General features: G+C 45.4%; 14 protein-coding genes, 1 pseudogene and 1 riboswitch. Of the genes and pseudogenes, 1 reads left to right on the top strand and 14 read right to left on the bottom strand.

Translation table 11 applies throughout. The annotated features are described in order from the left end of the window. Positions 1-46: 46 nt before the first annotated feature. From murB to ACAN55_RS01465, 14 genes and pseudogenes are all read right to left on the bottom strand, one after another. Entirely contained in the window at positions 47-964 is a 918-nt protein-coding gene (gene murB / locus ACAN55_RS01530; protein WP_379127080.1) for a UDP-N-acetylmuramate dehydrogenase, read from the bottom strand. A gap of 101 nt (positions 965-1,065) precedes the next feature. Beyond that, entirely contained in the window at positions 1,066-1,890 is an 825-nt protein-coding gene (locus tag ACAN55_RS01525; RefSeq protein ID WP_379127077.1) for a (2Fe-2S)-binding protein, read from the bottom strand. A 4-nt stretch (positions 1,891-1,894) separates the two neighbouring features. Beyond that, positions 1,895-1,999: pseudogene (gene fecE, locus ACAN55_RS01520) on the bottom strand (Fe(3+) dicitrate ABC transporter ATP-binding protein FecE); the annotation flags it as partial. A gap of 253 nt (positions 2,000-2,252) precedes the next feature. Next, positions 2,253-4,070, bottom strand: a complete 1,818-nt coding sequence (locus ACAN55_RS01515) for an APC family permease (RefSeq protein ID WP_379127075.1) — start codon at positions 4,068-4,070, stop codon at positions 2,253-2,255. A gap of 125 nt (positions 4,071-4,195) precedes the next feature. Beyond that, a riboswitch (cyclic di-AMP (ydaO/yuaA leader) is annotated at positions 4,196-4,353 on the bottom strand. Positions 4,354-4,555: 202 nt separating this feature from the next. Beyond that, on the bottom strand, positions 4,556-5,014 hold the full coding sequence (locus ACAN55_RS01510) for a disulfide oxidoreductase (RefSeq protein WP_379127073.1): 459 nt from the start codon (positions 5,012-5,014) through the stop codon (positions 4,556-4,558). Then, the gene (locus ACAN55_RS01505) at positions 5,011-5,727 is read right to left on the bottom strand and encodes a DsbA family protein (protein ID WP_379127071.1); all 717 of its coding nucleotides are present in this window, start codon (positions 5,725-5,727) and stop codon (positions 5,011-5,013) included. Before ACAN55_RS01505 ends, ACAN55_RS01510 begins: the two co-directional genes overlap by 4 nt. A 222-nt stretch (positions 5,728-5,949) precedes the next feature. Beyond that, positions 5,950-7,266 (bottom strand): hemolysin family protein, encoded by a 1,317-nt coding sequence (locus ACAN55_RS01500; protein WP_379127069.1) that lies wholly within the window; start codon positions 7,264-7,266, stop codon positions 5,950-5,952. 283 nt (positions 7,267-7,549) lie between these two features. Further along, a complete protein-coding gene (gene gerQ / locus ACAN55_RS01495) occupies positions 7,550-8,044 on the bottom strand; it encodes a spore coat protein GerQ (RefSeq protein WP_379127067.1) in 495 nt (164 codons plus the stop codon). 60 nt (positions 8,045-8,104) lie between these two features. After that, positions 8,105-8,527, bottom strand: a complete 423-nt coding sequence (locus ACAN55_RS01490) for a cell wall hydrolase (RefSeq protein ID WP_379127065.1) — start codon at positions 8,525-8,527, stop codon at positions 8,105-8,107. Positions 8,528-8,762: 235 nt separating this feature from the next. Then, positions 8,763-9,155 carry a DUF2500 domain-containing protein gene (locus ACAN55_RS01485; RefSeq protein WP_379127558.1) on the bottom strand — a complete coding sequence of 131 codons (393 nt, stop codon included), beginning with the start codon at positions 9,153-9,155 and terminating at the stop codon, positions 8,763-8,765. 182 nt (positions 9,156-9,337) lie between these two features. After that, positions 9,338-9,514, bottom strand: a complete 177-nt coding sequence (locus ACAN55_RS01480; protein WP_379127063.1) for a hypothetical protein — start codon at positions 9,512-9,514, stop codon at positions 9,338-9,340. 346 nt (positions 9,515-9,860) lie between these two features. Next, entirely contained in the window at positions 9,861-11,153 is a 1,293-nt protein-coding gene (locus ACAN55_RS01475) for a WD40/YVTN/BNR-like repeat-containing protein (RefSeq protein ID WP_379127061.1), read from the bottom strand. Between the two features lie 44 nt (positions 11,154-11,197). After that, positions 11,198-12,583, bottom strand: a complete 1,386-nt coding sequence (gene bcaP / locus ACAN55_RS01470) for a branched-chain amino acid transporter BcaP (RefSeq protein ID WP_379127059.1) — start codon at positions 12,581-12,583, stop codon at positions 11,198-11,200. A 54-nt stretch (positions 12,584-12,637) separates the two neighbouring features. Beyond that, positions 12,638-13,267, bottom strand: a complete 630-nt coding sequence (locus tag ACAN55_RS01465; protein WP_379127057.1) for a LysE family translocator — start codon at positions 13,265-13,267, stop codon at positions 12,638-12,640. Positions 13,268-13,413: 146 nt separating this feature from the next. On the opposite strand from ACAN55_RS01465, the gene ACAN55_RS01460 reads away from it, so the two are divergent. After that, a complete protein-coding gene (locus tag ACAN55_RS01460; RefSeq protein WP_379127055.1) occupies positions 13,414-14,340 on the top strand; it encodes an L-lactate dehydrogenase in 927 nt (308 codons plus the stop codon). Positions 14,341-14,423: the final 83 nt, after the last annotated feature.

Below are 14,423 nucleotides of genomic sequence, written 5' to 3'. Positions count from 1 at the left end.
AAATTGGCTGGAGGTTTGCCCTCCAGCCAATTTCTACTTTAAAGATCTATTCTTCTTCACCGATGATTTTCACTTCGGTTTCAAGCTCAATACCGAATTTCTCTTTTACTGTAGCACGGACATGATGGATCAGTCCGATATAGTCTGTAGCTGTGGCATGATCTGCATTTACAATAAAACCGGCATGTTTCGTGGAGACCTCTGCCCCGCCGATTCGTGTTCCCTGAAGTCCGCTATCCTGAATAAGCTGTCCGGCGAATCGTCCGGGAGGGCGCTTGAATACACTTCCGCAGGAAGGGAATTCAAGGGGCTGCTTAGATTCCCGCAGTTCCGTAAGCTGGTCCATCGTTACTTTAATTTCTTCATGTACTCCTGAAGTTAACAAGAAGCGAGCTTCCAGAACGATATAGTTCCCGCTGGCAAATATACTCGTTCTATATCCCCATTGCAGCCCTTCACCTTCAAGGGTAAGCATCTGACCCTCCTGCGATAACACAAGTGCGCTATGAAGCACATGACTAATATCTCCGCCATACGCGCCCGCATTCATATAGAGTGCCCCTCCAACTGTGCCGGGAATCCCACAGGCGAATTCAAGACCTGCCAGTGAGTTCTCGAGAGCAAATCTCGAGGCATCAATGATTTTGGCTCCGCACTGAGCGTGAAGCATCTGTCCATCCTGGATTTCCATACCGGATAATCCATACGTTTGGAGGACAATCCCGCGTACACCACCATCTCTGATAATCACATTGGAACCATTGCCAAGAACGGTCAGTGGTACATCGTGTTCGTGTGCATATATAACAATATTCTGAAATTCTTCATAAGTGGCCGGAACTGTCAGGATATCCGCCTGTCCGCCCATTTGGGTAAATACATGACTTTTTAAGGACTCCCGGCTTTTTACGACTCCGTCAGGAACAAGTCCTTGTAAATCCTCCATTACTTTGCTGATGTCCATATTAAAGGCTCCTTAAGCGGTATTGTTGCATTCCCCACTTTAACAACGAACAGGCTCCCTTGTCAATGACGGGAGCTTGCTGGCTGGAGAAAATCCAGAATCTACTTTGATATGCTGTTATCTGCCACTTTACCTCTATCTTCCTTACGAAGTTCCGCCCGTTCCTCTTCCTTGAGCCTTGGGCAGGTGTAACAGTAGCTTCCGCCTTCTGTCCGGTAGTATAAGCAGCAGCGGTTACGCATTTGAGTTGTCCGTTGGGGATCGGCAAGATCCTCAATGATGCGGATTTTAACATGAAAGGGATTGTTGGATAATCCGAACGCCTCGGGAGGCAGTTTGGTTTTTAGAGCTGTATAATCGTCACTCAACTGCTTCACATGGCTGTCACCGGTTCTCCCCGATGTGAACAGTTCCAGATAATAATTGAATTTGGTCGGTAGCTGGCCCCAAACCTTACTTAAACTCAAACCGCTGGCTTCGGATACGCATTGCAGGAGTGGTGAAGCTGTATTTTTATAAAAGTCTGTAAGGATCTGCAGCAGCCACTCTTCACGTTTAAATGGCTCATTAGGTGCAGGATTTAACTCCCCTTTCTGCAATGAAAATGCGACTCTACAATAGCCTGCGGCTGGAATCAAATGAATGTGCAGATTGTTCAGACTCAGATCCGGCGCGGCATCGAACACGGAAAGTGAATATTGCAGTGCCAGCGCCGCACTGGTGAACCAGCCTGCGAAATAAGCGCCAACAGCAGTATCGTCCAGTGCTTTTATTAGTGGAGCGTATTCATAAATAAATCTGCGCATATGCTCAGGATCCAGTAATTCCACAGCCACATAGGAATATACTGCTCCCTCAGGTGCGGTGAAATGAAGATCAAATTTGGTAGTTAATTCTGAATTAATGAGGCTTTCAATGTTCTGCACTCGCTCATAAACCGGCGGCTTTATGAGGGGCAAGCTCATATGGCAGACACAAGGGTACACCCGTACGGGGATCAGGCATGATATCGGCTTCAATGCCAAATACCTCACGTCCGGATAAGAACAATATCATAATCATGAGTCCTATTACCGCAGAACTTATCCTTGTTGTTCTCGTTCTCTTTACTGAGAACATTTAGTTCCCCTCCAGTATGTACGTGTGTATCACGACTAGCAATTTGATGTTCTGTAGACTTGACCCCTTGAATGATGTGATTATCATTCTCCACGTCAACAAAAAAATAAAAAAGCAGTCGCCCCTCAATTAAGGAACAACCGCTTTCTATATTATGAACTCTATTAAATTATTTATTCAGATGGAAAGGTACTGTTGCAACAACGATATCCTTCTGATTCATTAAATAGGAGCGAATGAGCAAGCTGGTCTGATTGTGCAGAATGGCCTGCCACCAATGCTTCGTAATAAATTGCGGAATCAGGATCGTGATATGATCCGTGGAAGCTGTCTTCCACTCTACCGTATCAATGAACTTGACCAGCGGACGCATGATGCTGCGGTAACGGGACCGAAGCACAATCAGACGTACTCCCGGATTCCATTCTTCCCATTTCTGTTCCAGCTTGTGAATCTCTTCTTCATCAAAGCCAATATAAACTGCGACCACATTCTCCGTTAAAGACTTGGCATAACTCAGAGAATGAAGTACTGCCCGGGTTACTCCGGATACAGGAACAACCACTGTACTGCCTTTAATGCAAGGCTTATCTGTATCGAGTTGAATACGAAGCTCATCTGCTGTATTCATATAATGGCGGTGAATACGGAAGAATACGAACATTACCAGTGGCAAGAAGATAAACGCCATCCATACGCTAGTGAATTTAGTGATGATGAAGATCATCGTGATTGTAAGAGTTGTAAGCATACCTACAGTATTTACTGCGAATTTGCTCTGCCAGCCCTTTGGTTTTTGCTTATACCAGCGAACCATCATTCCAAGCTGTGACAACGTAAACGGAATGAACACCCCTACCGCATACAAGGGAATCAGCCCTTCTGTATTCCCGTGAAACGCAGCTACCAATACAGCGGACATAACACCTAAGAAGATAATACCGTTTGAGAAGCCCAAACGGTCACCGCGGACCATGAAAGCATGTGGCATATATTTGTCTTTAGCAAGCATGCAGGCCAGCAGCGGAAATGCAGAATATGCAGTGTTCGCAGCCAGGAACAAGATAACTGCTGTAATTCCTTGAATAAAGAAATACAAGGCACCGCGACCGAATGTGGATTCGGTGATTTGTGATATAACAGTTGCTTTTTCATCCGGAACGATTCCGTACCAGTAAGCTAGCAGCGTAATTCCTGTGAACATACTTCCCAGAATAATACCCATGAGTGCCAAAGTTTTAGCAGCATTCTTCTCCGCAGGAGCCTTAAAGTTCGGAATGGCATTCGATACCGCTTCAACACCCGTTAGTGCAGAACAACCTGAGCTAAAGGCCTTCAGCAGCAGGAACAAGCTAACATTGGATACTACTGACCCCATTTCAGGTACAGCGGCATGAGTTCCACCTGTAATATATTTAAATACACCGGTAAAGATCAGAACAAAGATTGAAACTACAAACAGATAGACCGGAATCGCTATGAACGAAGCAGACTCCGTCACACCGCGCAGATTAAGGATAGTTAGAATTAAGATTACAGTAGTCGCAATTAGTACAGTATGACTATGCAGACTTGGAAAAGCCGAAGTGATCGCATCCGTACCTGCAGAGGCACTAACCGCTACAGTCAGGATATAATCTACCAGTAAGGAACCGCCGGCGAGTAGACCTGTGGGAATGCCCAGATTCTTTTTGGCAACGATATACGCGCCTCCGCCTTGTGGATAAGCAAAGATCGTCTGCCGGTAGGACAAGATCAGAATTGCCAACAGAGCCAAGACAGCAAGTGCGATCGGCAACGAGTACCATATGGCCGTAAATCCAGCTGCCACGAGTACTATTAATATTTGCTCCGTTCCGTATGCAACAGATGATAATGCATCTGATGACAGAACCGCGAGTGCTTTTACCTTGGTTAACTTTTCATGATCAAGTTCGTTGGATTTCATCGGACGACCGATTAAAAAACGTTTTACTTTGCTTACCATTTTAGAAACAGTTCCTCTCTTTGGTGAGTTGAATCGGATTCCCGCGCGCCATTTTCAATAGTGGATTTTCATAATTGCAGGCACAAAAAAAGCATACGGATATGATCCGCATGCTTAAAGCATGATCATTATCCCACGGTTGCTTACGAGGTTAGCTGGCGGATTCGGGCAGTGGTAGCCCTACGGACCAGGATTTCTCCTAGTGCCGATTCACCCCTTTTGACCACGGTGGTCAAGGTTGGTTCCCCCGTTTTTCCTTTGGAAAATTCAGCGCATATTCAACTTCTCACAAGGTCTAATATTAGTCTACAAAGCAATTTCAGTAAAGCTGTGAAACAAATGAAAAAAGAATGAAAAAGGAACCAATTCCCGCAAATTATGCAACGGGCAGGTTCCTTTCTTTCATTCTCTCCTATTATCCCCATGGAACGTGTTTTTTTGGAATTTCTTCGGATATCCGTAACAGATTTTATATGAATTAATAGTTACATTTCTTCTGTATCTTCCGTGTTCTCAGTAACTCCCTGATCACGTCCTAACCATAACACCGTAGCCATTAATACAAAGGCAATAAGGGCCAACAAAGGAATGGTAATGAAGCCGAAAAAATTCAGATAATCCTTGTTGCAGGGAACACCGATGGTGCAAGGCAGAATCTTGCTCATTGCGGGTATCTTCTGCTCGGCATAATGATAAATCGATATCGAACCACCGATTACACTAAGCGGCAGAACATAAGGAATGATCTTTTTATCATTTCGATAGGTTGCAATGCCGAGCAGAATTAGCTGCGGGTACATAAAGATGCGCTGATACCAGCATAATCTGCAGGGCTCGTAGTGCAGCACCTCGCTCAAATAAAGGCTGCCGGCTACAGCGATCAAACATACGAACCAGGCCAAATAGAGACAGTTCCGGCGGCAAAAGGAGATGAAGGTACTCATTGGCTGGCCGCTTCTTTAGCAGCAGTATCAATCTGTTGAGTGATGGCCTGATAATTAAATGGCTCGGCAATTTTCACTCCATTCACGAACACTGACGGAGTTGTCGTCACACCACTATCACTCGCGAGTTGATTGTCACGCTGTAGCTCATCAGCATAGGTCTTATTCTCTATGTCCTTCGCCAGAACATCAGTATCGACCGTAAGTCCCAGCTCTTTCGCCAGGTTCACCAGATAATCCTTTGCGGCCCACTCCTCGTCTTCTTTACCTTGACGTGCGTACATGGCATCATAATACTTCCAGAACTCGTCATTATTCTGGTGATACACAGAGAGTGCTGCCAGAGATGCCGTCTCTGAATCAGGACCTACAAATGACATATTAACGAAATAGAAAGCGGCTTTTCCCGGGGTTACGTATTCGTCAACGATCTGTGGTTTGATGACACCGGTAAACTCCGCACAAGCCGGACACTTGAAATCACCAAATTCAACGATTTTGACTGGGGCATCTTCAGAACCTAGTCTTGGGAGGTCACTGTAGTTAAACCCAACCGCTTTCCCGGAGGTATTGTCACTTCCGCTGTCTTTGGAAGCCAGAATAAACAATGCGGCAAATAGAATTACAACCAGCGCGATACTTGAAATGATCAGGATTCGGGTCTTTTGCTTAGAGCGTTCTAGTTCAGCCTGGCGTCTTGCCTGCTTGCTCATTGTTGGTTGTACAGGTTTCTTTGGAGGGGTAGATTTACTCAAGTGTGCTTCCTTTCTGTCCTTGGCGGACGTTGGCATAGGGAATATCGGTATATTATTTAAAATTATATAATCATTGAACTGTGCTTGGCAAACCTGCTCTTCTTCAGACCCCTTCAGAGGATATAAAAAGGCACAGTACCTGTATTGGCACCATGCCTTAGATAAAGTATGATTTCGAACTTAAGCGCCTGCTTCTTCGATCATTTGTTGAAGTTTCATTACCTTAATGCGAGAAATTCGTTTATTCTCCATTTCGTCAATCATAAAGAGATGGTCGTCAAATTCGACAGAGTGGCCCTTATAAGGCGAACTGGCTTCCAGTTTAGAATATAACCATCCACCAATGGTATCATAATCATCGGTTTCCATATGAAGTCCGAGTTGGTCATTAATCTCTTCGATCAACATCAGACCATCGATCGAATACAGATCGTCTCCAAGCTTCTCCACGCCAGGACGTTCCTGGTCGAATTCATCCTGAATCTCTCCGACGATCTCTTCCATAATATCCTCAAGCGTAACCATTCCCGAAGTACCGCCGTATTCGTCAATCAAAATGGCAATTTGAGTCTTTGCTCGCTGCATCATCTTCAGTAAGGCACTAATCTGGATGGACTCCGGCACTGTTAGGATAGGACGTATCAATTCCAAATAATTAGGTGCACTTTCCCTGATCAGATCCTTGATGTGGATAAAACCTAGAATATGGTCCTTATCACCATCACATACAGGATATCTGGTACGCATCCCGTTATACGCAATTTCCAGATTCTCTTCAACCGAGAGATGATTGCTAAGACAAATCATTTCGGTACGGGGAATCATAATCTCCCGTGCCATCGTGTCGACAAACTCAAAAATGTTATCTACCAGATCCATTTCTGTCTTGTCTATCAGTCCGCTCTTGCTGCTCTCCTGCATCAATATCCGTATTTCTTCCTCCGTGTGTGCTGTACCCAGCTCCGAAGCGGGTGTTAGACGAAAGATCCGCAACAATCCGCGTGCTAGGCCATTCAGAATCCAGATAAACGGAAACATCAGATTGTAAAAGATGTTCATCGGACCCGACATCAGAAGTAGAACGGATTCTGCTTTGTTCACGGCTATCGTTTTGGGAGCCAGTTCACCAAGAACGATATGCAAGACAGTAATGAATATAAAGGCAATAATCAGCGATATAACATGAACCGAAGTATCCCCAAAGCCTAACTCTACAATAGATGGCCCGACGATTCTGGCGATTGCCGGCTCTCCAAGCCATCCCAAGGCAAGTGAAGCCAAAGTGATTCCCAGCTGGCACGCCGACAGATAAGCATCCAGATTACGTACAATATTCCGTGCCGCACGCGCTCTCTTGCTGCCTTCTTCAATCAGTGTATCGATGCGGCCGCTCCGGACTTTCACCATCGCATACTCAACCGAAACGAAGAATCCATTCAACAGCACCAGTAAAAAAATTAATGTTACGTGTAATATACCGGGTAAAGGGTCGCTCAAATTATACTCCTATCCGCCATTCTCCTCAAAGGACGGATAGGCACACCTCCTTCGTTTGTACAAAATGTTAGCTCTAACAACACCAGCAATTCCTTTCCTCAACAACTTCCCAATTGTCTCAGCTCCTGACTGCAATCACGTATTTAAACTATAGACATTATTATATATAGTACTAATCTACACAGTCAAACCCCAACGTATGCCGCAGGAACAAGCTCCAGCAACTATTTCTCCGTCATTAATAAAAAAATCCCCTCCCGAAAAGGCTCGGGAGAGGATTGAATTATCGACAGTTGCGGGTAACCAGCGGATTTCCGATAACACCCGGATACTGATAAATAAGAGGTTCATCAAAGGTGGCATAATCAAAATTCACCATCAGCAGCATGATACGCTGTCCCGTTTTAGGGTCGCTGATAATGATATGGTCGCGGCCTGCAGCTTCAAGTACACCTTTGAATATTTTGGCATTCCAATCCTTATTGTTCTCATAGGTCATATAAAAGGTACCGACCTTGCCAAGATTAAGCCGTAGTATATTCTCGATGTATGATTGCTCAAAGACGGGGGCGGTTGTCGGAATAACCGTTCCTCCTGGAGTCATTGGACTGCCGCTGGTCACCGGTGGCGGCGTACTTGTCATTTGAGGCTGCATACCAGTCATTTGAGGCTGCATACCAGCTCCGGTCATAGGCGTACCCATAGTGTTCATTCCGGACATTCCAGATGAACCACTCCCAATCGTATAAGTAACGGGACGGTAAGGTTGAACTATCATTTGGCTGAACCCTCCTAAAAGTTATCGTAGCGCGGACTCCATTCATATCATGCAAGTTGGTCAGTATACTGCAGGACAATCAGCACTGGTCGGGGTAAAGAAGCAATGTGCTTTGAACCGTCCGGTATTCTGCTGATCGTACCAAGTAGCAGGACAAGCACCTACAGGCTGGAAGAACCAAAGAGCATTGGAAGCCGGCCATGTGCGCTCGCCTGCGATAGTGCGTTTAGCAAGTCGAACATCTCTATCACGGGCACGCTGATAGAAATATCCTTTCTGCGTAGCTTCAAACCCACCCGGACTCTGGAAAACCATGTCGTTTATATTCCGGATATTTTTGAAATCGAGGCAATTTCCGAGAATCCGGTTGACGCCGACATTACCTACCATAAGCATCCCGAGTTCTCCATCTCCCTCGGCTTCCGCTCTCATCAGCCTCGCAAGCACTTTTTCATCCTCCGAGTTTGTTTTGATGACGGCCACACTGCTTCCTCCTTAAACTGACTTTATTCACTATTCCTTTCCGCACGTTGTATTGTATGTGCATTCGCCTAAGAGGTGACAGCCAATTAATCCTCATTGATCATTTTTTGCTTTCTCATTCGAGTCATTTGGATTTGAGATTCTTCCAGTTGCCACAGTCCATTGAAGTTTGATATAAATAAAAAATTAAATATCCCCCTGCTCCGCCGTAGCGAAACAAGAGGATATCTGCGATTTAGTGACCTCCGGCAGTGGAATAATCCGGCTGACGCTGAAATCCGTAGTATCTGGTTCCCTGATAGGTTAATGTGCCTCTATCACCTTCAGCGCTCATTCCATATTCATGTCCATTCACTTTGAATTCCATCCGTTCTCCGCCAAGGACCTCATAAGTTAAGTAATACGTTGTAATTGTACGACTGGAGTTCCCATCATCCTGCTGCTGTCTGACCTCACTCCGCTTGCTTACAATCCGTGCAGGGACGTTCAGCATGGGCGAGCTGTTATTCCGGCTCCATCGCAGGATGCCCCTGCCGGCTGATATGGCGATTATACCCAGCATTACGACAATAAAGATCGGCAGCACCGTTCCGGTAAAATCAAACATCCATGAAGACTCCGGCCCCATTCCCATAGCTTATTCCCCCCTAAGTCCTATAAAAGCCCAATCCCTCCACAGGACAGGACACTTCCTTCTATATATATGCACCTTAAGGTTCATAAAGGATAACAGAACACAAAAAGACCGCACACTCTCCCGGTTAGGAAATGTGCAGTCTTCACTGATGCAATATGCTGATTATATTTTTATTAGGCATGTACTAATTCTAGTAATTGTTTAGTTTCATCTTGTTGTTCCGGCAACATTCCGTTATCTGCCCAGCAAGCTCTGCATTGTTCTTCCGTTTCACACAGATGAGCATCAGCACAGTTGTAGCACAATTGCAGCAGGTTTCTAGTCACATGATCCGTTTCAAAAGTTGTCATTGTTATCTCTCCAATCGGATTGTAGGTTTGTGAAAATTTGAACTTGTTTTATGTGTTAAATATATCACACGCCTTTTTGAAGTAATGTGATTTTTTTCACACTTTTAAAGAAAATTTTAAATAAAAATGTTATAAAAATTAAACTTAATATCTAAACAAAAGGCAAAAGTAACGAAGGGGAATTTTTGGAACTGGAGGAGCGGTTTTAATCAAGAAATCTGAAGACAACAGTGGCTGGAAGTCCAAACATTCACCGTAGTTACGACCTCGCCCTAATAGCAAAATCTTAAATTCAAAAAAAGACTGCCAAAAGGCAGTCTCTCAATCATGTTCATCCTAGACCTATTTACATTACTCTCCAGCTTACACCACCATTGATGGTCTGAAGCAGAATAGAGCGCCGGTCCTCTTTCTTTTCTATCAACAACCAGCCTAGATCTTCTGAGAAGAACTGTAGTTTCACTACTTCAGGATATTCGATTAACTTCGACTGAAGCACGTCACTCACCGGAAGCAGATTCCATGATTTCCCTTGATCTCTGGTTTGATATAGATTATTGCCGCTTAATATCCATCCCGTTGTTGAATTCAGGAATGCAGGTGCTATATCGCGATTCGTTCCGGTCATTTTTCCCAGGTTAAACGGTACGAATTTCCAATTGGCTCCACCATTAGCTGTAAAATATCCATGATAGGTCACACTGCTGTCCTTATCCACCTGACACCCTACGGATATCCATCCTTTCACATTGTTAGTACCAAAAAAGTCTGGGGTTCCGGTAATCACCCTGTCACAGGTTGTAAGGCGATCGTTCACGGGAAAAGCTTGTCCCTGGCGCCAAGTAACGCCGCCATCACTAGTTGTATAGATTTTGGGTAAGGCACCTGTCTGCAGTGAGGCGAACCCGTGATTACTATCCCGGTACAACATTCCAGTCGTTACTCCAGGTATCGGAATCGATGGATTCGGAGTTATAGGCGTATACTGTTCATTCTGCATCACAACTTCCCAGGTGGCTCCACCATTAATGGTAGAATATAAAGCTTTACTCTCTTTAAAAGTGGTAGAATTCCATGAGGTCATCAGCCAACCACGCTCAGGAGAGATGAAGAAAATCGACGAAATCCGGTTACCATCTGCAAGCGAGGAAATCTTCCAGTGCTGACCGCCATCTTCTGTCCGCAGGACTACAGTTTCTGTAATTCCGTGCGCTTCGCGGACAATCCAGCCATGTTCCTGATCTTTAAAAAATATGTCTTTGCCATAAACCGGATTTGATGTGAATTGTATATTGGAAGAAGGCGAGATATTCGCCCAGGTTTCACCGTTGTCGCGGGTTAAGTAAATTCGCAATGAATTCTTAGTCACGCCCCATGCGATCCCTTTAGATTCGCTTAACAGCTCAAAATCGGTAAGCCGTGTCTGAATCTGATATTTGGGTGCATTCTCGGCATCAATATTGGCCGCATCCGGTGTAATTACGGTAATGGTCTGCCCCTCTTCCGGGGATTCTGTCGGCTGTGGCGGCTGTGGTGAAGGCTCCGGAGGAGGAGATGAGCAGGCAGCCACTGCCAGCGCTGTCAGCAAGGCCAGAATCAGCAGCCTGATGTACTTATGAACTCCAACAAATCCCGGCATGCCTTCTCTCCTCTCGAACCAATGAATTAAAGTAAATCCAATTATTAAAGCTTCTCGTTCAGCTTACTGTTACGGTATCCATACAGAGCATAGATGACAAGACCCACTACAAGCCAAATCAGGAATCCGATCCAAGTCTCACTTCCCAGATTATACATCAAATATCCGCAGGCTGCCGCACTTAACAGCGGAATAAACGGAACCCATGGAACTTTGAATCCACGCTTCATATCAGAATGTGTGTAGCGGAGCGCAATGACACCAAGAGAAACAACCAGGAATGCAAACAGTGTACCGATACTAGTAAGGTTAGCCAAACGGTCAAGAGGTACAAATCCAGTCAACACAGCAATAATACCCCCAACCATCCAGGTGCTTCGAACTGGTGTGTGGGACTTGGAGCTGACCTTGGACAATGATTTAGGAAGCAATCCGTCACGAGAAATTGCAAACAACAGTCGGGTCTGACCAAACAACATGACGAGTAGTACGGTTGTCATACCGGCAATAGCACCGATGGAGATCAATCCGGCAATCATATTCTGATCTACAAAACGGAGTGCGAAGGAAACGGGATCGCTAACGTTAAGATTTTGGTAAGGTACAATTCCTGTCAGAATAAGTGAAACCGCAATGTACAGAACGGTACAAATAGCCAGCGAGGAAATGATACCGATCGGCAAATCACGCTGTGGTCGTTTGACCTCTTCTGCCGCGGTTGAAATCGCATCAAATCCGATATATGCAAAGAATACGGTTGCAGCACCATTGACAACCCCATGGAATCCAAACGGCATAAATGGTGTCCAATTCTCCGGTTTAACGTAGAATACACCTGTAACAATAAATAGCAGAACCACAGCTAGTTTAATTACGACCATGATCGCATTGAAACGTGCGGTTTCTTTTACCCCCCGCGTCAACAGGTAAGAAATCAAGAGGATGATAATAACCGCAGGCAGATTGATAAAGGTTCCCTTGTCCGGGTTAAAGGCACCTGATAGTGCTGTTGGTATATGGATTCCAAATCCCTCCAGTAGGCCTTGGAAATAACCTGACCAGCCGCTGCTTACAGCCGCTGCCGCAACCCCGTACTCAAGCACAAGGTCCCAACCAAGAATCCAGGCCAAAAGCTCGCCAAAGGCCACATAGCTATAAGCATAAGCACTACCTGATACTGGAATGGTGGAAGCAAATTCAGAATAACATAAGGCTGATAAAACACAGGCAAACCCGGCAATAATGAAGGACAGCACAAGTGCCGGTCCGGCATGCTCTGCCGCAGCTACGCCTGTCATAACAAAAATCCCTGTTCCGATGATCGCGCCCACGCCAAGCGCGGTAAGATCAAGCGCACCCAGTGTTTTGCTGAGTTTTTCCGTACCGGCACCCTGAGGTGCGGCAAGCGGTTTTTTGCGAAACAAATCCATAACTTACAATCTCTCCTGTCGGCTTCAGTTGTGTATATATGTGAAGCTGTTGTCTTATGCAGAGGTAGTCAGCAGCTTGATTCCTAAACCCAGGAATATAATCGCGGCACCAATGTTGGCGCCTTCCTGAATCCGGGGTTTCTCCAGTAGCCTGCCGCTGAACACACCAGCAAAATAAGCAAACAGTCCAAATATTATCGCTGTTAAAACAATAAAGATAAAACCAAGCACCAGCATCTGAACGGGTACATGCCCATAACCATAGTTCACAAATTGCGGCAAAAAGGTAAGGAAAAAGATCGCCACCTTAGGATTCAGGACATTCATGATCAGCCCTTTCCGCAGCAGTGCCATTTCGTTAACCTTCTCACTACCTGGTGATAAACTCAGTGCAGCTTTCCGGTGTTTCACTGACTTCCATGCAAGGTTAAACAAATATAGAGCTCCGGCAAGCTTAAACACTGTGAACAGTATAGGTGACGTCGCTACGATGATGGACAATCCCAGTGCTGCAGCAAGTGTATGTACTGTATTCCCGAGTGCCAGACCCGCTGCAGTAAAGACGCCAGCCTTACGTCCGTTCGTGATTCCTTGGGTTACTGCAAAGATAAGGTCCGGACCTGGAATCAGGATGAGCAGCACAGCCGCCCCAATAAATAAGAAGAGTGTGGAGATGCTAAACATCACGTTCTCCTTTCCATTAAAGCTTTAGTTAGTGTACCCAAATTGGGGTAATGAATGAAAAACCGTCACCTTGAAAACACTACATTTAAAGTTTATGATGGATATGATTGGACACAAAAAATTCACATTTCAGAGGAGATGAAGCAATGGCCACCCCATTCAAGCCTAACCGCGTTGTGGTGATCGGGACCGGAGCTGTCGGCACGACTACAGCATATACCTTATTGCTGCGCCGACGTATGCCCGAGCTTGTACTTATTGATGTGAATCACCAGAAAGCGCTTGGTGAAGCGCTTGACATGAATCACGGTATGCCATTTGTCGGCGGTGTGAAACTGTGGGCAGGCACGTATGAGGACTGCCGTGAAGCAGACATCATTATTGTTACTGCAGGAGCCTCTCAAAAGCCGGGTGAAACCAGGATTGATCTTCTGCGGAAAAACATTTCCATTTTTAAGGACATCATACAGAAAATCACTAAATACAATCATCATGCCATATTACTGATTGCAACCAATCCTGTTGATATTTTGGCTTATGCCACCTTGAAGTTAAGCGGATTCGACCGTAGACGTGTCATAGGTTCAGGTACTGTACTCGATAGTGCACGCTTCCGGTATCTGATTGGTAAACACAAGGAACTGGATCCCCGCAGTGTACACGGACAGATCGTTGGCGAGCATGGAGATTCCGAGCTTCCCGTCTGGAGTCTTGCGAACGTTGCCGGAATGGATTTGGGCTTTGACGAAGCGGAGCAAAACGAAATCTTTGATGATACCAAAAATGCCGCATACGAAATTATCAATGCTAAAGGATCAACGTCCTATGCAATCGCACTTGCGCTCGACCGTATCGTGGTTTCCATTCTGGACAATGAAGGTTCTGTGCTTAATGTCTCCACACTGCTGAATAACTACAATGGAGTATCCGATGTATTCCTTGGCGCTCCTTGTGTTGTAGACCGCTCAGGAGTACGGGAAGTATTAGATCTCCCACTTAGCCCCGATGAACAAAAACTCTTCCAGCAGTCTGCTGAGAAGCTGAAGTCGGAAATCACCAAGCTTGAGTTATAACAATCAATCTGTTACTACACGGTCCTTCTGGATCATTTGAGGATGCTGTGGGGGATTGCTTCTCCCATGGCTCTTCTTGTTGT

Origin of the sequence: Paenibacillus oryziterrae, from assembly GCF_042610485.1 — a bacterium.
GTDB lineage: Bacteria > Bacillota > Bacilli > Paenibacillales > Paenibacillaceae > Paenibacillus_AQ.
The sequence above is the reverse complement of the archived record's forward strand: the minus strand, read 5'-3'. Positions and strand labels throughout refer to the sequence as shown.